This is a genomic window from Acidovorax sp. 62 (genome assembly GCF_002754495.1).
GTDB lineage: Bacteria > Pseudomonadota > Gammaproteobacteria > Burkholderiales > Burkholderiaceae_C > Acidovorax.
The window spans coordinates 4565418-4584807 of record NZ_PEFJ01000001.1 but is presented as its reverse complement, the minus strand read 5'-3'; the positions used below and the strand labels follow the sequence as shown (position 1 = coordinate 4584807).

The following is a 19390-nucleotide window of genomic DNA, read 5'->3' as shown; positions in this document are numbered from 1 at the left end:
GCATGAGCGAACTCTTTGCCGTCCAGAACCTGTACAAGCACTATGGCGATGCCACGGTGGTGAACGATGTATCTTTTGCCATCGCCCCCGGCGAATGCCTTGGCGTCATCGGCCCCAACGGGGCGGGCAAGACCACCACCATCCGCATGTGCCTGGGCCTTACGGCGCCCGACAGCGGCGACGTGCTGTTCTACCCCGAGGGCGCGACCGAGCCGCTGTACATGCCGCGCGACGCGCTCGCCATCAAGGCGCAGCTCGGCGTGGTCACGCAGTTCGACACGCTGGACCCGGACTTCACCTGCGCCGAAAACCTGCGCGTGTTTGGCCGCTACTTTGGCATCCAGGGCCACACCATGGACGAGCGCGTGCCGCAGCTGCTGGAGTTTGCGGCGCTGACGCACAAGGCCCACGCCAAGCCGGGCGAACTCTCGGGCGGCATGAAGCGGCGCCTGTCCCTGGCCCGCGCCCTCGTCAACCGCCCGCGCCTGCTGCTGCTGGACGAACCCACCACCGGCCTGGACCCACAGGCCCGCCACCTGATGTGGGAGCGCCTGCAACTGCTGCTGCAGCAAGGCACCTCCATCTTGCTGACCACCCACTTCATGGACGAGGCCGAGCGCCTGTGCTCACGCTTGCTGGTGCTGGACCATGGCAAGAAAATCGCCGAAGGCAAGCCGCGCGAGCTGATCGCCCAGCACCTGGAAAGCGATGTGGTGGAAGTCTTTGGCGTGGGCGCCGTGGCGCTGGCCGAGGATGCGAACCTGCGTGCCCTGGCTGCGCGCGTGGAGGTCAGCGGCGAGACGGTGTTCTTCTACACCCACCAGCCGCAGCCCTTGCTGCTAGCGCTGGGCCAGCACGGGCACCTGCGCACACTGCACCGGCCCGCCAACCTGGAGGACTTGTTCCTCAAGCTGACGGGGCGGCAGATTCGGGAGTAGGGCTGAAGCGTGGCATCGGGTGACGCGGCGCCCACCCGTCATACCAAAAATGATAGCTGCCAGCGCTTTCCGAATATGCGCTAGCGGCCAATTTCACTTAAAACGCAGCATCAAGCCTTGCGCGGTTTGACCTTGCTGGCCGCCAGCTTGGCGTTGGTGCGGGCCGCATCCACATCGGCCGCACGCGCCAGGGCCACACCCATGCGGCGCTTGGCAAAGCTCTCGGGCTTGCCGAACAGGCGCAGGTCGGTGCCGGGCACGCGCAGGGCTTCGTCTACGCCGTCAAACACAATGCCTTGGGCTTCCATGCCGCCATAGATCACAGCGCTGGCGCCGGGGTTGCGCAGGCTGGTGTCCACGGGCAGGCCCAGGATGGCGCGGGCGTGCAGCTCGAACTCGCTCTGGTGCTGGGTGCACAGCGTGACCAGGCCGGTGTCGTGCGGGCGGGGGCTGACTTCGCTGAACCAGACGTCCTGGCCCTTCACGAACAGCTCCACGCCGAACAGTCCCTGGCCGCCCAGGTTGTCGGTGACGGCCTTGGCGATCTGGCGCGATTTTTCCAGCGCTGCAGGGTGCATGGGGTGCGGCTGCCAGCTCTCCACATAGTCGCCGCTCACCTGCACGTGGCCGATGGGGTCGCAGAAGCTGGTGACGATCTGGCCGTCGGCACCGACCGAACGCACCGTGAGCTGGGTGATTTCGTAGTCAAAGTCGATGAAGCCTTCGACGATCACGCGGCCGTGGCTCACGCGGCCACCGGCCATGGCGTAGTCCCAGGCTTTTGGTACATCGGCCGGGCCGTCGATCTTGCTTTGGCCCTTGCCGGAGCTGCTCATCACGGGCTTGACGATGCAGGGGTAGCCGATGCCTGCATCGATCGCTGCCTGCAGTTCTTCGAGCGAGTTGCAGAACTTGTAAGGACTGGTGGGCAGGCCCAGCGTTTCGGCGGCCAGCACGCGGATGCCTTCACGGTCCATGGTCAGGCGCGCGGCGCGGGCGGTGGGGATGACGCGCACCACACCGGCGGCTTCCAGCTCTTCGAGCATGGGGGTGGCGATGGCTTCGATCTCGGGCACGACCAGGTGTGGGCGCTCAGCCTCGATCAGGGCCTTGAGCTGGGCCGGATCGCTCATGGTGATGGTGCGTGCGTGGTGGGCCACCTGCTGGCCGGGGGCGTTCTCGTAGCGGTCGACCGCAATGGTCTCCACGCCCAGGCGCTGCAGCGCGATCAGCACTTCCTTGCCCAGCTCTCCCGAGCCCAAGAGCATGACTTTGGTGGCGTGGGGGGACAAAGGGGTTCCGAGGGTGGTCATGGCAAGGGCCTTCAAACGGTGATTGGGGAAAAGAGGATAGAAGAGGGTCGGCCAGGATTTTGCCTGCTGCGCAAAGCCTGGGAACCCTCTGCGCGAATCACCGCGCCGGGGATTCCTGGAGCCCAGCACAATAGCCCCCATGAGTACCACGCCCAACTTGCAGCCCCAGGCCACCGACGCAGCCCCACCCAGCACCTTGCGGCCCCGCCCGCCCGCGCCGGCTTCGGTCTGGCGCCCGCCTGCGCTGTCGGCCCGCTGGTGGCCTGTGTTTTTGCGCAACCTGCTGGTGTGGCGCAAGCTGGCCATCCCCAGCCTGGTGGGCAACATTGCTGAGCCGCTGATGTGGCTGGTGGCTTTTGGCTACGGCATGGGGGCCCTGGTGGGGCAGGTGAGCGTAGGCGCCGCAGGCGGGGATGCCAAGGTGCCCTACATCCTGTTCCTGGCCAGCGGCTCGATCTGCATGAGCGCCATGAACGCGGCCAGCTTTGAGGCGCTGTACTCCGCCTTCTCTCGCATGCATGTGCAAAAGACGTGGGACGGCATCATGAATGCGCCCGTCACGCTCGACGACGTGGTGCTGGCCGAAATGCTGTGGGCGGCCTTCAAGGCGCTGTTCACCGTCACGGCCATCCTGGGGGTGATGCTGGCCCTGGGCATCAGCCACAGCCCCAAGTTGCTGGTGGCGTGGCCGGTGCTGCTGGGGGTGGGCATCATGTTCTCCAGCATTGCGCTCATCTTCAATGCGCTGGCCAAGGGGTATGACTTTTTCACGTACTACTTCACGCTGGTGCTCACGCCCATGATGTTCTTGTCGGGCGTGTTCTTCCCGCGCGAGCAGTTGCCGCCGCTGGTGCGTGCCATTTCAGACTGGCTGCCGCTGACCAATGCGGTCGAGCTGGTGCGCCCGCTGTTCATGGACCAGTGGCCCCAGCAGCCACTGCGCCATGGTTTGGTGCTGGTGGCTACCACCGTGGTGGCCTTCTGGCTGGCGCTGGCGCTGACGCGGCGGCGCTTTCGCGGCTGAAGGGCACGCAGCTGCAGCGACTCAGGTCACCCCATCCAGGCGCTGGAGGGCCTGCACATCCAGCCCATCCACCCCGGGTGCCCAGCCCTTGGCTTGCAGGCGCTCTTCGGCGTAGCACACCAGTTGCAAGGCCAGCGGGGCGCCCAGTTCGTTGCAATAGCGGGTGATGACCTGGTAGCGCAGCACCAGCAGGCCGCGCAGCTCGCTGCGCAGGCGGCTTTCGCGGGTGCTTTGGTGGGGACCGCTTTGGGGAGTGGCGGGCTGCTGGTGGAGCCACTGCTGCAATTGCCCATGCTGCTCCAGTCGGGCGTCCAGCAAGTGCGACAGGGCGGCGATGCGTTCGTCCAGTTTTTCCAGCCTGCCTTCCAGGCGCAGGGCGTATTGGGTCAGGGCCTGTTGTGCGGCTTCGGTCTGCATGGTGCTCCAGGGCCGGCGGTGCGGCGGCGTCTCTTGCCAGCGGCAAGAACCAAGGGTAAACCCTAGCCGCCATTCTGAGGGACGCCGCCCAGCCCCCTCCCCATTCCAGGCCCACCACGGACCTGACACCTGATGCAGATCAAGAAACTCAGGCAACGCTGGCCCGCAGCAGGTCCACCGCTTTCTCGGCAATCATCACCGTGGGGGCGTTGGTGTTGCCACTGACGATGCGTGGCATGACCGAGGCATCCACCACCCGCAACCCCTGCACGCCGTGCACACGCAGCTGCGCGTCCACCACATCCATGGGCCCGGGCCCCATGCGGCACGAGCCCACCGGGTGGTAGATGGTGTCGGCATGGTTTCGGATGAAGGCGGCAATGTCGGCATCGGTGTGCGCGGCGGCCGATGCAGGCAGCTCGCGTGCGCCCAGGTCGGCCAGCGCGGGCTGCGACAGGATGGAGCGCATGCGGCGCACGCCCAGCACCATGCGCCGCAGGTCGTCCGCATCGGCCAGAAAGTTCGGGTCCACCAGCGGCAGCGCCATGGCATCGCCGCTGGCCAGGCGAACACGCCCCCGGCTGCGCGGCTGCAGCAGGCACATATGCGACGAGTAGCCGTGGCCCAGCGCGGTCTGGCGCCCATGGTCCACCAGCTTGCCAATCACAAAGTGCAGTTGCAGGTCGGGTGCGGGCTCGGCCGCGCTGCTGCAGATAAAGCCCCCGGCCTCGGCAAAGTTGGTGGTGAGCATGCCCCGGCGCTCTTTGCGCCACTGGGCCATGCCCTGCACCACCCGCAGCAGGCCCGCTGCCGACACGCCAAACAGGTCTTTGAGGTGCGGCGCGTCGTACAGCAGCACCACATCGGGGTGGTCGTGCAGGTGCTCGCCCACGCCGGGCAGCGCATGCACTACGGCAATGCCATGCTGCTGCAGCTGTGCCGCCGGGCCAATGCCCGAGAGCATCAACAGCTGCGGCGACAGCAAAGCCCCGGCGCTCAGCAGCACCTCGCGCGCCGCGCGCACTTGCTTGAGTTGCCCGCCCTGACGGTACTCCACGCCCACGGCGCGCCGCCCGTCCATCAGGATGCGCGTGGCATGCGCCTGGGTGATGACCTGCAGGTTGGCGCGCCCCAGGTGCGGGGTCAGGTAGGCCTTGGCGGCGCTGTGGCGCTCACCGTTTTTGTGGGTGACCTGGTACAGGCCCACCCCCTCTTGGGTGGGGCCGTTGAAATCGGTGTTGTGGGGGTAGCCCGCCTCCTCGCCCGCCTGCACAAAGCGCTGGCTCACGCGGTGGGGCGAGCGCAGGTCGGCCACGTTAAAGGGGCCGCCTTGGCCATGCAGTGCATCGGTGATGCGCTCGTTGTGCTCGGCACGCACAAAGTACGGCAGCACATCGGCCCAGGCCCACCCTGGGTTGCCTTGCGCGGCCCAGTGGTCGTAGTCGGCAGCCTGCCCACGCACGTAGACCATGGCGTTGACCGAGCTGGAGCCCCCCAGCACTTTGCCGCGCGGCTGGTAGCCCCTGCGCCCGTTCAGCCCAGGCTGCGGCACGGTGCTCTGGTGCCAGCTGTGCGATTGCAGCCGCGCCATGGCCGCCAGGCCCGCAGGGCAGTGGATGAACACGCTGGTATCGGCCGCACCAGCCTCCAGAAGGCACACGCGCACAGCGGGGTCCTCTGACAAGCGCCCCGCCAGCACAGACCCCGCCGAGCCCCCTCCCACCACGATGTAATCGAACATGGCTGCCTCCTCCCGGGCTGTGCACAGCAGCCCCGCGAGCACCTTAACCGAACGCCCGTGCTTTTTACTCAGGAACTTACCCGGGGGCGACAGGGCCAAGTAACTCTTGTCACGTACCATGCGGGCGTCTGTTTCACTTGGAAGAAGGCTCTGTTTTATGACGATTCAAACCGTTGGCATCATCGGCGCGGGCACCATGGGCAACGGCATTGCGCAGGCTTGCGCGGTGTCGGGCATCAATGTGGTGATGGTGGATATTTCTGACGCGGCCGTGCAAAAAGGCCTGGCCACCGTGGCCGGCAGCCTGGACCGCCTGATCAAGAAAGAGAAGATCACCGAGGCCGACAAGGCGGCTGCCCTGGCGCGCATCCAGACCTCCACCAGTTACGACGCGCTGAAAACCGCGCAGCTGGTGATCGAGGCCGCCACCGAGAACTACGAACTCAAGCTCAAGATCTTGAAGCAGGTCGATGCCTTGGTGGCCCCCGAGGTGATCGTGGCCTCCAACACCTCCTCCATCTCCATCACCAAGCTGGCCGCCGCCACCGGCCGTGCCGACCGCTTTATCGGCATGCACTTCTTCAACCCCGTGCCCATGATGGCGCTGGTGGAGATCATCCGCGGCCTGCAAACTAGCGATGCCACGCACGACGCCGTCAAGGCACTGGCCGAGGCGCTGGGCAAGAGCCCTATCACCGTGAAGAATGCGCCTGGCTTTGTGGTCAACCGCATCCTGGTGCCCATGATCAACGAAGCCTTCTTTGTGCTGGCCGAAGGCCTGGCCACGCCCGAAGACATCGACGCGGGCATGAAGCTGGGCTGCAACCAGCCCATTGGCCCGCTGGCATTGGCTGACATGATTGGCCTGGACGTGTGCCTGGCGGTGATGGACGTGTACCTCACCGAGTTTGGCGACAGCAAGTACCGCCCCTGCCCGCTGCTCAAGGAAATGGTGGCCGCTGGCCGCCTGGGCCGCAAGACGGGCCAGGGCGTTTACACCTACTGAAGCGACGGGGGTGCAGCCGCCCCCCATCGCGTCAAGGGGCGGCGGGGTCCGCCAGCGGCAGCCACACACTGGCCACCAGCCCCGACCCGTGGGCTGCGCCCTCCAGGGCCAAGCGACCGCCCATCAACTGGGCGTAACGCGCGACGATGGAGAGCCCCAGGCCCGCCCCCTGCCCCGGCGCCAGCCCCGGCGCGCCTTGCGCCCAGCGCTGCTGGACATGGCGGGCCAGTTCGGCGTCTACGCCTGGGCCGTTGTCCAGCACTTGCAGCACGGCATAGGGCGGCTCGCAATGCAAGGCCACGGTGATCTGGGGCGGATGGCCCCGGCCGTAACGCAGGGCGTTGTCCAGCAGGTTGTGCAAGATGCCTTCGATCAAACCGGTGTTCCCCCGCACCTGGGTGCCAGGCTCCAGCCCCTGCGCGCCCAGGTCTACCCCCAAAGCATCGGCACGGGGCAGGCACCGCAACACCACATCGCGCACCACGGCGTCCAGCGCCACCGTCTGCACCGACAGCGCAATGCCGCCCTCGGCCGCCCGCGCCAGGGCCAGCAACTGGTCCACCGTGCGGCTGGCGCGCTGCTCTGCCTGGGCAATGCCCTCCAGCTCGCTGCGCCAGACGGCTGGATCATCCTGCGCCAGCGCATGCGCGGCCTGGGCACGAATGCCTGCCAGCGGCGTGCGCAGCTCATGCGCCACATTGCCCGCAAACTCGCGCTGGGCGTGCAGGCCCTCGCGCACACGGGCCAGCAGCCCGTCCAGCGCCTCGCCCAGGCGCTGCACATCCAGGGTGGTGGCCTGCTCGGTGAGCGCTGGGGGCAGCGGTTGCAGGTCGGCCGCATCCCGCTGCTGCACGGCATCTTGCAAAGCAGCCAAGGGGCGCAAGTGCTTTTCAATACCGCCCAAAAGGCGCGATCCCAGCACCACCAGCAGCCACAGCTGGGCCAGGCCCGAGTAGATGAGCAAGCGGTGCAGCAGCTGGGTGCGACTCTCGGTGGCCTCGGCCATGACCACGGTGAAGGACGGCGGGCCAGCCACGTGCAAGCTCACACGGCGCCACTCGCGTCCCTCGCGCTCCATCGTGGAAAAGGCCTGCATTCGGCCCCGAGGCATGGCATCGGCGGCCAGTTCAGGGTCACCCGCCACCAGCGCTCCATCGGGCCCATACACCGCGAAAGGGGCGGCGGCACTTTGGTCGAGCAACAAGATGCCCACCTCCCGCTGCGTGAGGCCCAACTCCAGAGGCACGCCGCCCACACCACCTCGCACATGGGCTGCCAGCCCGTGCGCATCGTCCAGCAGGGCCCGGTCAAAGGCCTCGGCCACAAAGTGGTTGCCCACCGCCAAAATGACAGCGCTGCCCAGCCCCCAGACCAGCACCAGCGACACCAGCACATGGCGCCCGATGCGCTGGCGCAGTGCTGGCAACGGCAGGCGCTGCGCCCACCCGCCGGGGCTACGAGGGACTGGCATCTTCCTCCAGCACATAGCCCAGCCCGCGCAGCGTGCGAATGGCCGCGCCGCTGCCCTGCAGCTTGCGCCGCAGGCGTGAGACGAAGGACTCCAGCGCGTTGTCACCCAGGGCTTCGCTGGTGTCGGACAACCGCTGCGACAGCTCGCTTTTGCTCAACACCCGGCCGGGTGGCGTCATCAGTTCCCACAGCAGCTCAAACTCCCGGGAGGGCAGCTCCAGCGGCTGGCCGCCCAGGCTGCAACGGCGTGCCAGCCGGTCTAGCAGCAGCTGGCCCACGGTGACCACGTCAGCGGTGCCGCTAGCGCGGCGTACCAGCGCTCGCAAGCGCGCCTCCACCTCTTTGAGTTCGTATGGTTTGCCCAGGTAGTCATCAGCCCCGGCATCCAGGCCGGCAATGCGCTCTTCGGTGCTGTCGCGGGCGCTGAGGATCAGCACGGGGGTGCGATCGCCCCGGGCCCGGGCACCCCGCAGCGCGGTCAGCCCACTGCCCAGGCCGCTGCGGGTGCTGGCAGCGTGGGGCAGGTTCAAGTCCAGCAGCACGGCATCAAAGCCTTGCACGGCCCACCAGTGCTGGGCCTCTTCCACCGTGCGGGCCAGCTCCACCCTGTGGCCCGCTTTTTCCAGCCCCTGGGCCATGGTGCGGCCGAGCACGGGGTCGTCTTCTACCAAGAGGATGCGCATCGGTTTACGTGGAATTACGCATGGGCCAGGTCAGCCCGCGATCAGGTTCGATGGGAATAGTGCAACGGCCAGCATACCCCAGCCATCGGCGCGATTTTGGCAGGCCAGAGGCCCTTCGCCGAACACTACAGGAGACATATTTTGACAATGGATCGCAACCTCATACGGGGCTTTGTCCTCATGGCATTGGCGGTGGGCTTTGGCCTGCCGTCAGTGAACTACTCACTGGGCTCCCTGGGCAGGGCGGGGCCGGGGATGTTTCCCTTCATCGTGAGCTGCATGCTGTTTGTGATCGGCGTGATCACCGTGGTGCGCGCGCGCCTGGTCAAGCCGGTGCCACTGAATTTCCAGGTGCGCAACATCAGCATCATCCTGGGCAGCCTGTGCGGCTTTGCCTTGCTGTCGCACTACCTCAACATGATCGTTGGCATCGTGTTCATGGTGTTCTGCTCCGGGTTTGCCAGCACCACCTATTCGGTCGCGCGCAACCTGAAGATCGCCGCCGTGCTGGTGCTCATTGCACTGGCCTTCCAGAAACTTCTTGGCGTGAACCTGCCGCTGTACTGACATGGAAGTCCTCAACAACCTGGCGTTCGGCTTCAGCCACGCACTCACGCTGCACAACCTGATGTACTGTGCCATCGGCTGCACAGTAGGCACCTTGGTGGGCTTGTTGCCCGGCCTGGGCCCCCTGGCCACCATCAGCCTGCTGCTGCCGCTGACCTACTCAATCGACACCACGGGCGCGCTGATCATGCTCGCCGGCATTTACTACGGCGCGCAATACGGAGATAGCGTGAGCGCCATCACCATGAAAATTCCGCACGCGAGCAGCATCGTGGCCTGTATTGACGGGTATGCGATGACGCTCAAGGGGCAGACCGGGCTGGCGCTGTTCACTGCGGGCTTCTCCAGCTTCATCGGTGGCACGGTGGCCATCGTGGTGCTGACCTTCCTGGCCCCCAGCCTGGGCGAAGTGGCCTTCCTGTTTGGCCCGGCGGACTACTGCGCACTCATGTTGGTCGGCTTTGTGTGCGTGAGCTTTGTGACCACCGGCAGCCTCATCAATGGCCTGGCCATGTGCCTGGTGGGCGTGTTGCTGGGCTCGGTGGGCACCGACGTGAACAGCGGCACCGCGCGCTTCACCTTCGACCTGCCCTTCCTGGCCGACGGCGTGGGCATTGTCAGCATTGCGCTGGGCTGCTTCGGCATTGCCGAGATCACCAAGAACCTGGACTCGCGCGAGGAGCGCTCGCCCTTCAACGGCAAGATCAAGCTCATCCCGACCTGGCCTGAGTTCAAGCGCATCATCCCCAGCGCATTGCGCGGCAGCGTGGTCGGCTCCCTCCTGGGCATCCTGCCAGGCGGCGGCCCGGTGATTGCGCAGTTTGCGGCTTACGCCCTGGACAAGAAGGTCAGTAAATACCGCCACGAGATCGGCTCTGGCTGCATCGAAGGCGTGGCCGGCCAAGCCGCCGCCGATGAAGCCGCTGCGCGCACCAGCTTCATCCCGCTCATGAGCATTGGCATCCCCGAGAACGCCGTCATGGCGCTGATGATGGCGGCCTTCATCATCAAGGGCATACAGCCCGGCCCCAACATGATTGCCGGGCACCCCGAGCTGTTCTGGGGGCTGGTCGCCAGCATGTGGATTGGCAACTGCTTCTTGCTGACACTGAACGTACCCCTGGTGCGCTACTGGCTGTCGGTCTTCAAGGTGCCCTACAACGTGCTGTTCCCGGCCATCCTGTTCTTCTGCTGCATTGGCACCTACAGCATCAACAACAACCTCGACGATGTGTTCATCACCGTGGTGTTCGGCCTGCTGGGCTACCTGTTCATGCGGCTGGAGATGGACCCCTCGCCGCTGATGCTGGGCTTCATCCTTGGCCCCATGCTGGAAGAAAACTTCCGCCGCAGCATGCTGCTCAGCCGGGGCAGCTTTGAGGTGTTCGTGAACCGCCCCATCAGTGGCACCTTGCTCGGACTGATTGCAGTGTTTGTGCTGTGGCAGATGGTGAGCTTCTTCCGCCAAAGGGGCAAAACCCCGGCGTTAGCGGATGCGGCGCATGCCGACCACCAAGCCGTGGCGCCTGGCACTCCGGCAGTCCCGCAGCACGGCGCCTGAGGGTTCAGAGCCCTGTTGACGACCCTGCAGAGCGTCGCCAACAGACTCCCAAGCCAGTTCAAAACCTGTGACCGCACCGGGTCCGTGCGACCCCGGTGCTTGAACCAGTGCCTGAAGCCACCCGCACGGAGGACTCCGTGCGGGTGGCTTCGTTTTTGGGCACAACAGCACAGCCCCCGCCGGATGGCCTTGGCTTATTAACCACGTCAACGGTGCTGACATTTATCCAATTACATTGCACACAATTTAATTGCCAGCAATAATTCAGCCCATGCCCACCCGCCCAAGCACTCCCACCACCCCCACGCCGCAGTCGTTGCGGCTGGACAACCAGGTCTGCTTCGCGCTCTACTCCGCATCGCTGGCCATGACCAAGCTGTACAAGCCGCTGCTAGAAGCCATTGAACTGACGTACCCGCAGTACCTGGTGATGTTGGTGCTGTGGGAGCAAGATGGGCTCACCGTGTCTGAGCTGGGCGAGCGCCTGTACCTGGATTCGGGCACGCTCACCCCGCTGCTCAAGCGGCTGGAGTCGGGTGGCAACATCCGCCGCCTGCGCGATGCCGAGGATGAGCGACGCGTGCGCATCAGCCTCACGGGCCAAGGGCTTGCACTGCGGGACAAGGCCGAAGCCATTCCGCCCTGCGTGCTGGAAAGCAGCCAGTGCACCCTGCCCGAACTGGTGGCCCTGACCACCGAACTCAAACAACTGCGTGACCGATTGGGTCAGCGCTGAACGATTCCCTCCACCGCCCGCCTTTGGGCAAACACTGCAAGGAAGACACCATGACGACACTCGAAAAAGTCCTGTACACCGCCAAGTCCCACGTGACCGGCGGCCGTGATGGCGCAGCCAAGACCGACGACGGCCGCCTGGACGTCAAGCTCTCCTCGCCCGGCACCTCCGGCACTGGCACCAACCCAGAGCAGCTGTTTGCCTCCGGCTACGCCGCCTGCTTCATCGGCGCCATGAAAGCCGTGGGCGGCAAGATCGGCATCCCCGTGCCGCAGGACGTTTCCATCGACGCCGAAGTCGACCTGGGCCCCATCCCTAACGCCTACGGCATCGCCGCCCGCCTGGCCATCAGCCTGCCCGGCCTGGACAAAGCCACGGCCCAAAAGCTGGTGGACGCAGCCCACCAGGTGTGCCCCTACTCCAACGCCACACGCGGCAACATCGATGTGACCATCACGCTGGTCTAAGCCCCTTCAGGCAAGCAACGCCGCCGCCCCTTTTGACAGGGGGCAGCGGCGTTTTTCTTTCAGGGATTGCGGTGGGTGCGCACAGAACCTGTTCTCAATCCGTGGGCTGGCGCGCCTGCACTGCGCTTGCTGCGGTGGGCGCTGCCGCTGCGGGGTGCAAGGCCAGCACCTCAGCGCGCAACTGGCGCACTTCATTGCGCAGCAGTGCCAGTTCATTGAGCAAGTCCGCTTCGATCTGGCTCTCTTCCGCCGCCACGTCCTTCTCCACAAAAATGGCGGCCAGCGACGCCGTGGCCAGCGACAGCACGGCCAAACCCAGCAACACCACGACCACTGAAAACGCCCGCGATGCATGGGTGCTGGGCACCAGATCGCCATAACCTACAGTGGCCGCTGTGGTGAAGGCCAGCCATAGGCCATCGGTGAAAGTATCGACCCGAGGGTCCAGCATCCAAAAACCCACGCCACCCAAGCCCAGAATCAATCCGCACAACACCAGCGAATAGATCACCCCACGGCGGGCGATGTAGATTTTTTGAGAGGCGCGGTTTTGCGGCATGGGAAACAGCCCAAGGGCATGCGATGGGAGGGGGAAAACGCCCCCTGATTATTGCCATCCAAACCCGCTGCAGGCTGACAAACAGCCACCCGCCACACCCCGGACAAACCGCAGTCCGAAGGCGCCCCCCTGTGGGGCATGATGCAGGCATGGGGAGATCACCATGAAACTGGCCCTCTTGTCAGACATCCATTCCAACCGCCAGGCGCTGGACGCCTGCCTGCAGCACGCCCGTGACCAGGGGGCCGAGCACTTTGCCCTGCTGGGCGACCTGGTGGGCTACGGGGCTGACCCCGCCTATGTGGTGCAGCAGGCCATGGAACTGGCCGCAGCCGGACACAGCGTGATTGGCGGCAACCACGACGCCTTTGCCGTGCACCCCCCGGTGGGGGCCGACAAAGGCGCGACCAGCATCGCCGCCCAAGGCGCGGTATGGACGCACGAGCAGCTCACCCCGCAGCAGCGTGATTTTCTGGCCCAGTTGCCCCTGACCGCCGAGGTGGGCGGCGTGCTGCTGGTGCACGCCAGCGCCGATGCCCCCGAAAGCTGGCGCTATGTGGACAACGAAGTGGTGGCCGCCCAATGCCTGGAGGCTGCGACCCAGCACCCCGGAGTGCATCATGTCTTTTGCGGCCATGTGCACCTGCAGACCCTCTACTACCGGGGCGCCGGGCGAGGGCTGATGCGCTTTACGCCCATGGCGGGGGTCGCGGTGCCCGTGCCACCGCACCGGCAATGGGTGGCCACGGTGGGCTCGGTCGGCCAGCCACGTGATGGAGACCCGCGCGCCATGTACGCCCTGCTGGACACCGACCACTGGCAGCTGCGATTTGAGCGCGTGCCCTACGCAGTGAGCGAGGCTGCTACCGCCATTTTGGCCACCGGCGGCGCGCTGCCCCCCACGTTTGCCCACCGCCTGGAGATAGGACGATGAAACTGCTGAAGCCCGGCGCCGTGGTGGACGGCTTTGTGGTGCGCGAATGCATTCACGCAGGGGGCATGGCCCACATTTACCGGGTCGAATACGCCAGCGGCGCGCCAGACCCCGGCTTTCCCATGGCCATGAAGATCCCGCGCATGACGGTGGGTGATGGGGCGGAGAACATCGTGGGGTTTGAGGTGGAGCTGCAAATCCTGCCTGCTCTTACCGGCCCGCATGTGCCGCGCTTTGTGGCCGCTGGCGACTTGCACCGGCTGCCCTACATCACCATGGAATACCTGCAGGGCCACACCCTGCAGTATTGGCTGGACGCTGGCGAACGCCCAGACGAGGCACAGATCGCCCGCCTGGGTGCAGCCCTGGCTCACGCCGTGCACAGCCTGCACCAGCAAAACGCCTGCCACCTCGACCTCAAGCCCGGCAACGTGCTCTTCACGCACGAGGACCACGCCGTGCTGCTGGACTTTGGCCTGTCGTGCCACGCGCACTTCCCGGATCTGCTGGCCGAAGAGCAGCGCAAGGCTGTGGGCTCGCCCGCCTGGATGGCGCCCGAGCAAGTGGTGGGCGTGCGGGGTGACCCGCGCAGCGACCTCTTCGCCATTGGCGTGATGCTGTACGAACTGGCCACGGGCGAGCTGCCGTTTGGCGCCCCCACCACCGATGGCGGCCTGCGCCAGCGGCTGTGGATGGTGCCCGCACCGCCACGCAAGCACCGCCCCGACCTGGCCCCCTGGCTGCAAGAAATCATCTTGCGCTGCCTGGAGCCCGAGGCCGCGCAGCGCTACCCCTCAGCCGCCCACCTGGCGCTGGACTTGGCCAACCCCACCCAGGTGCGCATTACCGAGCGGGGGCGGCGCACCCAGGGCACGCCGTTCCTCGCGCACCTCAAGCGCTGGCTGCGGGCTGCGGGCATGCACTACCAGCCCAGCCCCTTGCCCTCGCAACAAATCGAAGAAACCCCCATCGTGATGGTGGCCGTGCCGCACAGCGATGTGACGGACGCCACGCTGTACTCGCTGCGCGAAGCGGTGGCCCGCTCGCTGGGCATCCGGCCCGGGGCGCGGCTGGCGTGCGTCACGGTGCTGTCCCCGTCGGCCAGCAGCACCAGCGACAGCGCCCGCAGCGAAACCGCGCTGCACCGCCAGCACCACGCCCGCCTGCGCCAATGGGCCCAGCCGCTGGACCTGACCGAACACCCCGTGAGCTACCACGTGCTCGAATCCAGCGATGTGGCCCACGCCCTGGTGCGCTATGCCGAGGGCAACCACGTCAACATGATGATCCTGGGCGCGGCCACGCACGGCTTGCAAACCCAGCGCTTCATAGCCACCGTGCCGATGCGCGTGGCCCGCGACGCGCCGTGCACTGTCATCCTGGTCAAGCAGGCCCTGCCGTTTACGCGCTTGGCCGGGACGGCTTAGAGCGGCAAGTGATGGGCGAACTGTCACCCACGCGGCCCTTGGCTATTGAGCCCACACGCCCTTTGCATTAGCGTAGCGGCATGAGCACCACCACCCTCCTCGTGCGCCAGAACCAACTGGCCGACACCGCTGTGCGCACCACGGCCGATTCAGCGCTGCAGGAGGGAGAGATCCGCGTCCAGGTGGACCGGTTTGCCCTCACCAGCAACAACATCACCTACGCGGCCATGGGCGACATGCTTCAGTACTGGCAGTTCTTCCCCTCGGGCGAGGCGGGCTGGGGGATCATTCCGGTGTGGGGGTTTGGCACGGTGCAGGCCTCGCGGCACCCCGACATCCCGGTGGGCGAGCACCTCTATGGCTACTGGCCCATGGCCACCCATGCGGTGCTGGCCCCGCACCGCGTGAGCAACACGGGATTCAGCGACGGCGCTGCGCACCGCGCGGGGCTGCATGCGGTCTACAACTACTACCTGCGCACCAGCACCGACCCGTTCTACCAACCCTTCAACGAGGACATCCAGGCCCTGCTGCGACCGCTGTTTGTCACCTCGTGGCTCATCGACGACTTTCTGGCCGACCAGCAGTTCTTTGGCGCGGGCGCCGTGCTGCTGTCCAGCGCGTCCAGCAAAACGGCCTACGGCACGGCGTTCGAGCTGGCCAAACGCCCAGGCATCCAGGTGGTGGGGCTGACCTCAGCCACCAACCGGGCGTTTTGCGAAAGCCTGGGCTGCTACCACCGGGTCTTGGCTTATGAAGACTTGGAACAGCTGCCCGCCAAGCCTGCCAGCGTGTACGTGGACTTTGCGGGCAGCGTGGCGCTGCGCGGGCGCATCCACCGGCATTTGACAGGGCTGGCCTACAGCTGCGCCGTAGGGGCCAGCCATGTGCAAGACCTGGGCGGCGCGGGCGACCTGCCCGGCCCCCGCCCCACCATGTTCTTCGCCCCGGCACAGGTCAAAAAGCGCAACGCAGACTGGGGAGCCCAGGGCCTGAACGAGCGCCTGGTGCAGGCGTGGCAGCAGTTCAGCGCAGCGGTGCAGGCCCCGCCGCAGCCCTGGCTGGTGGTGCAGCACCACCAAGGCCGCGCCGCCACGCAGGCGGTGTACCTGCAGGTGCTGGGCGGCCAGGGCAGCCCGCGCCTGGGGCATATGGCGAGCCTGCTGGCGTAATCATCCGTCTGCCACCGCCCGCAGGTCACCGGTCGCACAACCCCCTTGCAAAGCAAGCCAGCGACGACAATCGCTGCATGCACCCACACCATGACAACCCGCCGGACGCAGGCACCAGCGCCCAACACCCTTTTGCCGCACTGACGCCCGACGCCGTGCTGGATGCACTCGCCAGTGTGGGGCTGTACGGCGACGGGCGGCTCATGGCGCTGTCGTCTTATGAAAACCGGGTGTACCAGGTGTCACTGGAAGACGGCCAGCGCGTGGTGGCCAAGTTTTACCGCCCTGAGCGTTGGAGCCACGCGCAGATTCTGGAAGAACATGCCTTTGCCGCCGAGCTGACCGCCGCCGAGGTGCCCGCTGTGGGCCCGCTGGAATTGAACGGCACCACGCTGCACACCCATGGTGTTTTTGCGTTTTCGGTCAGCCCCTGGCGCGGAGGCCGGGGGCCAGAGCTGGACGACTTTGAAGTGCTGGAGTGGATTGGCCGCTTTCTGGCGCGCATCCACACCGTGGGAGCGGCCAAGCCCTTTGCGCACCGCCCGGCGCTCAACGTGCAGACCTTTGGCACCGAACCACGCGACTGGCTGCTGGCCCACGAGATCATCCCGCTGGACATGCAGTCGGCCTGGCAAGGCGCCTGCGAAGACGCTCTTAAATTGATAGCTAGCAGCGCTTTATCAACGGGCGATGGAGGCCAATTTGGCTTAAACCAGGCACGCCAGATACGCCTGCACGGCGACTGCCACCCTGGCAACATCCTCTGGACGCCCACCGACCAGCCCAGCGGGGGGCCCCACTTTGTGGACCTGGACGACGCCCGCACCGGCCCCGCTGTGCAGGACCTGTGGATGCTGCTGTCCGGCGACCGCAGCCAGCGCACGCAGCAGCTCAGCGCTTTGCTGGAAGGCTACGAGCAATTTCGCAGCTTCGACCGCCGCGAGCTGGCGCTGATCGAGCCTCTGCGCACGCTGCGCCTCATCCACTACAGCGCCTGGCTGGCCCGGCGCTGGCAAGACCCGGTGTTCCCCGTCAACTTCCCATGGTTTGGCAGCAGCGACTACTGGCGCGGCCAGGTGGACATGTTGCACGAACAGATCGAAGCCATGGGCGAAGAGCCGCTGTACGCCTGACGCAGCCAGCTTTCAGCGGCCCTCTTCTATGGCATCGCGTCCAAATGCGTATAGATATCATTTATGGCAAAAATGATTTTCAATTTTCTATAAAGTGTTTACAATGACACTCAAATGATACTTTGGTGGTTTCCGGTGTGTTGGCCAATCCGCTCCTCGCGGATTGCAAACGATTGTCAGCACAAAGACCTGCACTGCGGTTCTAGGGCACCATCCAAAGGCCCCCTTTGTTGTTCTATGAAAAGTGCGCTCAAGCGCTGACCACAAGCCATGCGAATAGCCGCCCTCGACGATGACCCGATCTTGCTGGAGCTGATCAAAGCAACCACCGAGCACCAAGGCCACGTCTGCCACACCTACCAAACGGGCGCGCAACTGCTGCGCGACATCCGCCACGAAACGTTTGACCTGCTGATCGTGGACTGGCATTTGCCCGACATGGAGGGCCCCGAAGTCGTCGCCTCCGTGCGCCAGTCCACAGGACGGCAATTGCCGATCCTGTTTGTCACCCGCCGCCGCGAAGAGCAGGACGTGATCGAAGCGCTGTCTTGCGGCGCGGACGACTTCATGACCAAGCCCCTGCGCATGGGTGAGCTGATGGCCCGCGCCACGGCCCTGTTGCGCCGTGCATACCCCCAAGCCATGGGCAACAACCTGGCGTTTGGCCCCTACCGGTTTGACCCCGACAAGCGTTCTCTGCTGCTCAATGACGTGGAAGTGGACCTGAAAAACCGCGAATACGAGCTGGCCCTGTTCATGTTCCGCAACGCCGGGCGGCTGCTGTCGCGCGCCCACCTGCGCGAAGTGGTGTGGGGCGAAACCAGCGAGGCCCCCTCGCGCTCACTGGACACCCATGTCTCACGCCTGCGCAGCAAGCTCGACCTGAACCCTGCCAACGGCTATGTGGTCAGCGCCATCTACGGCATGGGCTACCGGCTGGATGCGGTAGACCCCCACGCAGCGCACCACAGTCCTCAGGATGCCCCAGGCTCTGAGGGCGCAGGAGCCGCAGAAACAACGGGTGTGGCAGCCACAGCCGCCGGTGAGGGCAGCCAGACCGGCACCACCACCTTGGCCACAAACTGACGGTCCAGCCACAGCCACACCAGGATAGGCGCCAAGGTGGGCACCACCAACGAGCCCACCTGGTAGCCGTACACGATGGCCTCCAGCTGCCACTGCGCAATGCGCAGCAGCCGGGCATCCACCTGGGTGGTCAGCACCACCTGCATCAGCGCATACATCGTCAGGCTGAAAGCCTGCGCGGGCAGCAGCACCAGGTAGCCCACCAGCGCACGCAGCCAGCGCTTAGGCCCCCGGGCTGCCAGCAGCAACGCCAAGAAAATGGGCAGGCCATAGGCGTAGCGCGCGGGGTTCACGTCAATGGTGACCTCGGCCTTGCGGCCACCGGCCGATGGCACCGGAATGGCCACCCGGGTGTCCACGTCCATCACGCCCGGGCGCAGGTGCACCTCACGCACCCACATGGGCGCCGTCTGCTCCAGCGTCACGCTGGACAGCACGCCCACGGGATACGAAGTCCACGGAGAAATCTGCGTCCACAGCACGGTGAGCGCCAACATCCAGCCAAAGGCGGACAGGACAAAAATGGCAAACGGAGAAGGACGGAGCATGGTCTTCAAGCCCTCACCCATCAAGCTGCAGCCGCTTCAGCGGGGGCCGCTGCGGCCTTGTTGCCGGCGCGCACCCACAGCAGCCACACGATCAGCACATCTAGCATGATGAGCGCCTGCCAAAGGTACTCGTGCGCAAAGTTGAACACCTGCGTATTCCACTGCCCCAGGTAAAACAGGCTGATGACCCGCACCATGTTGAGCCCCTGCACCGCCACAAACCCCGCCGCCAAGCCGATGAGCTTGTGCCGCCACGACGAGGGGAACGCCACCACCGCCGCAAACAACACAATGCACGCCTCAATGCCGTTGCAGCCGGGCTCGATCGACACACCAAAGCCCGTCACCGTGTTCCACAGCACCTTGCCTGCCGCCGCCGCACTGCTGTCAAACCAGGTCACCAGCCCAGCGCACATGCGGGCCAGCAGCATCGTCCAGGGCAGCACCACATGCTGCTGCACCACGCCCAGCATGTTGATGCCGAACAGCGACAGCTGCAGTGCCAAAAATGTGAGAAAGAAACGGGCCATGAACCACCTGGAGCGAGAAAGAAGGGAGAGAAGCCGGGCGCAAACGGGTGCCAGCAGGCCACCCCCACCCGGCAGCCG

General features: G+C 65.7%; 20 protein-coding genes. 12 read left to right on the top strand and 8 right to left on the bottom strand.

The annotated features are described in order from the left end of the window. Positions 1-2 precede the first annotated feature (2 nt). On the top strand, positions 3-938 hold the full coding sequence (locus CLU86_RS20560) for an ATP-binding cassette domain-containing protein (protein WP_099742914.1): 936 nt from the start codon (positions 3-5) through the stop codon (positions 936-938). A 110-nt stretch (positions 939-1048) separates the two neighbouring features. Here CLU86_RS20560 and purT read toward each other — a convergent pair whose 3' ends face one another. Next, positions 1049-2251 (bottom strand): formate-dependent phosphoribosylglycinamide formyltransferase, encoded by a 1203-nt coding sequence (purT, locus tag CLU86_RS20555; protein WP_099742913.1) that lies wholly within the window; start codon positions 2249-2251, stop codon positions 1049-1051. 139 nt (positions 2252-2390) lie between these two features. On the opposite strand from purT, the gene CLU86_RS20550 reads away from it, so the two are divergent. Next, positions 2391-3275, top strand: a complete 885-nt coding sequence (locus CLU86_RS20550; protein ID WP_233195136.1) for an ABC transporter permease — start codon at positions 2391-2393, stop codon at positions 3273-3275. Positions 3276-3296: 21 nt separating this feature from the next. On the opposite strand, the gene CLU86_RS20545 is transcribed toward CLU86_RS20550, so the two are convergent. Together CLU86_RS20545 and CLU86_RS20540 are read right to left on the bottom strand one after the other, a co-directional pair. Then, positions 3297-3692, bottom strand: a complete 396-nt coding sequence (locus tag CLU86_RS20545; RefSeq protein WP_099742912.1) for a hypothetical protein — start codon at positions 3690-3692, stop codon at positions 3297-3299. 148 nt (positions 3693-3840) lie between these two features. After that, entirely contained in the window at positions 3841-5433 is a 1593-nt protein-coding gene (locus CLU86_RS20540) for a GMC family oxidoreductase (RefSeq protein ID WP_099742911.1), read from the bottom strand. A 157-nt stretch (positions 5434-5590) separates the two neighbouring features. Between CLU86_RS20540 and CLU86_RS20535 the strand changes: the two genes are divergently transcribed. Beyond that, a complete protein-coding gene (locus CLU86_RS20535) occupies positions 5591-6439 on the top strand; it encodes a 3-hydroxybutyryl-CoA dehydrogenase (RefSeq protein WP_099742910.1) in 849 nt (282 codons plus the stop codon). Between the two features lie 31 nt (positions 6440-6470). Here CLU86_RS20535 and CLU86_RS20530 read toward each other — a convergent pair whose 3' ends face one another. Continuing rightward, positions 6471-7910: a sensor histidine kinase gene (locus CLU86_RS20530; protein WP_099742909.1), complete on the bottom strand. Its 1440-nt coding sequence runs from the start codon at positions 7908-7910 to the stop codon at positions 6471-6473. After that, complete coding sequence (locus CLU86_RS20525) at positions 7894-8592, bottom strand: response regulator transcription factor (RefSeq protein ID WP_099742908.1); 699 nt, start codon at positions 8590-8592, stop codon at positions 7894-7896. The genes CLU86_RS20530 and CLU86_RS20525 overlap by 17 nt, the downstream gene beginning before the upstream one ends. A 147-nt stretch (positions 8593-8739) precedes the next feature. Here CLU86_RS20525 and CLU86_RS20520 point away from each other — a divergent pair, with 147 nt between their 5' ends. The 4 genes from CLU86_RS20520 (at position 8740) to CLU86_RS20505 (ending at position 11923) form a co-directional block, all read left to right on the top strand. Further along, a complete protein-coding gene (locus tag CLU86_RS20520) occupies positions 8740-9159 on the top strand; it encodes a tripartite tricarboxylate transporter TctB family protein (RefSeq protein ID WP_233195135.1) in 420 nt (139 codons plus the stop codon). A gap of 1 nt (position 9160) precedes the next feature. Next, the gene (locus CLU86_RS20515) at positions 9161-10720 is read left to right on the top strand and encodes a tripartite tricarboxylate transporter permease (RefSeq protein WP_233195133.1); all 1560 of its coding nucleotides are present in this window, start codon (positions 9161-9163) and stop codon (positions 10718-10720) included. Positions 10721-10991: 271 nt separating this feature from the next. Continuing rightward, entirely contained in the window at positions 10992-11456 is a 465-nt protein-coding gene (locus CLU86_RS20510) for a MarR family winged helix-turn-helix transcriptional regulator (RefSeq protein WP_099742907.1), read from the top strand. Between the two features lie 50 nt (positions 11457-11506). Beyond that, positions 11507-11923, top strand: a complete 417-nt coding sequence (locus CLU86_RS20505) for an organic hydroperoxide resistance protein (RefSeq protein WP_099658980.1) — start codon at positions 11507-11509, stop codon at positions 11921-11923. A 94-nt stretch (positions 11924-12017) separates the two neighbouring features. Here CLU86_RS20505 and CLU86_RS20500 read toward each other — a convergent pair whose 3' ends face one another. Further along, entirely contained in the window at positions 12018-12482 is a 465-nt protein-coding gene (locus CLU86_RS20500) for a potassium channel family protein (RefSeq protein ID WP_099742906.1), read from the bottom strand. A 163-nt stretch (positions 12483-12645) separates the two neighbouring features. On the opposite strand from CLU86_RS20500, the gene CLU86_RS20495 reads away from it, so the two are divergent. From CLU86_RS20495 to CLU86_RS20475, 5 genes are all read left to right on the top strand, one after another. Continuing rightward, positions 12646-13416: a metallophosphoesterase gene (locus tag CLU86_RS20495; RefSeq protein ID WP_099742905.1), complete on the top strand. Its 771-nt coding sequence runs from the start codon at positions 12646-12648 to the stop codon at positions 13414-13416. Continuing rightward, a complete protein-coding gene (locus tag CLU86_RS20490) occupies positions 13413-14843 on the top strand; it encodes a bifunctional serine/threonine-protein kinase/universal stress protein (protein WP_099742904.1) in 1431 nt (476 codons plus the stop codon). The genes CLU86_RS20495 and CLU86_RS20490 overlap by 4 nt, the downstream gene beginning before the upstream one ends. An 80-nt stretch (positions 14844-14923) precedes the next feature. Then, entirely contained in the window at positions 14924-16015 is a 1092-nt protein-coding gene (locus tag CLU86_RS20485) for a DUF2855 family protein (RefSeq protein ID WP_099742903.1), read from the top strand. Positions 16016-16092: 77 nt separating this feature from the next. Next, complete coding sequence (locus CLU86_RS20480) at positions 16093-17148, top strand: serine/threonine protein kinase (protein WP_099742902.1); 1056 nt, start codon at positions 16093-16095, stop codon at positions 17146-17148. Positions 17149-17418: 270 nt separating this feature from the next. Further along, positions 17419-18234: a response regulator transcription factor gene (locus tag CLU86_RS20475; protein WP_099742901.1), complete on the top strand. Its 816-nt coding sequence runs from the start codon at positions 17419-17421 to the stop codon at positions 18232-18234. On the opposite strand, the gene CLU86_RS20470 is transcribed toward CLU86_RS20475, so the two are convergent. Next, positions 18123-18782: an exosortase H-associated membrane protein gene (locus tag CLU86_RS20470; RefSeq protein ID WP_199175158.1), complete on the bottom strand. Its 660-nt coding sequence runs from the start codon at positions 18780-18782 to the stop codon at positions 18123-18125. The two genes, CLU86_RS20475 and CLU86_RS20470, sit on opposite strands and share 112 nt — an antisense overlap. Positions 18783-18802: 20 nt before the next feature. Then, positions 18803-19312, bottom strand: a complete 510-nt coding sequence (gene xrtH, locus CLU86_RS20465) for an exosortase H (RefSeq protein WP_121454183.1) — start codon at positions 19310-19312, stop codon at positions 18803-18805. Positions 19313-19390: the final 78 nt, after the last annotated feature.

Coding starts and splice junctions, on each gene's coding strand:
- CLU86_RS20560 (WP_099742914.1), top strand. CDS start 3: ATGAGCGAACTCTTTGCCGTCCAGAACCTGTACAAGCACTATGGCGAT.
- purT (WP_099742913.1), bottom strand. CDS start 2,251: ATGACCACCCTCGGAACCCCTTTGTCCCCCCACGCCACCAAAGTCATG.
- CLU86_RS20550 (WP_233195136.1), top strand. CDS start 2,391: ATGAGTACCACGCCCAACTTGCAGCCCCAGGCCACCGACGCAGCCCCA.
- CLU86_RS20545 (WP_099742912.1), bottom strand. CDS start 3,692: ATGCAGACCGAAGCCGCACAACAGGCCCTGACCCAATACGCCCTGCGC.
- CLU86_RS20540 (WP_099742911.1), bottom strand. CDS start 5,433: ATGTTCGATTACATCGTGGTGGGAGGGGGCTCGGCGGGGTCTGTGCTG.
- CLU86_RS20535 (WP_099742910.1), top strand. CDS start 5,591: ATGACGATTCAAACCGTTGGCATCATCGGCGCGGGCACCATGGGCAAC.
- CLU86_RS20530 (WP_099742909.1), bottom strand. CDS start 7,910: ATGCCAGTCCCTCGTAGCCCCGGCGGGTGGGCGCAGCGCCTGCCGTTG.
- CLU86_RS20525 (WP_099742908.1), bottom strand. CDS start 8,592: ATGCGCATCCTCTTGGTAGAAGACGACCCCGTGCTCGGCCGCACCATG.
- CLU86_RS20520 (WP_233195135.1), top strand. CDS start 8,740: ATGGATCGCAACCTCATACGGGGCTTTGTCCTCATGGCATTGGCGGTG.
- CLU86_RS20515 (WP_233195133.1), top strand. CDS start 9,161: ATGGAAGTCCTCAACAACCTGGCGTTCGGCTTCAGCCACGCACTCACG.
- CLU86_RS20510 (WP_099742907.1), top strand. CDS start 10,992: ATGCCCACCCGCCCAAGCACTCCCACCACCCCCACGCCGCAGTCGTTG.
- CLU86_RS20505 (WP_099658980.1), top strand. CDS start 11,507: ATGACGACACTCGAAAAAGTCCTGTACACCGCCAAGTCCCACGTGACC.
- CLU86_RS20500 (WP_099742906.1), bottom strand. CDS start 12,482: ATGCCGCAAAACCGCGCCTCTCAAAAAATCTACATCGCCCGCCGTGGG.
- CLU86_RS20495 (WP_099742905.1), top strand. CDS start 12,646: ATGAAACTGGCCCTCTTGTCAGACATCCATTCCAACCGCCAGGCGCTG.
- CLU86_RS20490 (WP_099742904.1), top strand. CDS start 13,413: ATGAAACTGCTGAAGCCCGGCGCCGTGGTGGACGGCTTTGTGGTGCGC.
- CLU86_RS20485 (WP_099742903.1), top strand. CDS start 14,924: ATGAGCACCACCACCCTCCTCGTGCGCCAGAACCAACTGGCCGACACC.
- CLU86_RS20480 (WP_099742902.1), top strand. CDS start 16,093: ATGCACCCACACCATGACAACCCGCCGGACGCAGGCACCAGCGCCCAA.
- CLU86_RS20475 (WP_099742901.1), top strand. CDS start 17,419: ATGCGAATAGCCGCCCTCGACGATGACCCGATCTTGCTGGAGCTGATC.
- CLU86_RS20470 (WP_199175158.1), bottom strand. CDS start 18,782: ATGCTCCGTCCTTCTCCGTTTGCCATTTTTGTCCTGTCCGCCTTTGGC.
- xrtH (WP_121454183.1), bottom strand. CDS start 19,312: ATGGCCCGTTTCTTTCTCACATTTTTGGCACTGCAGCTGTCGCTGTTC.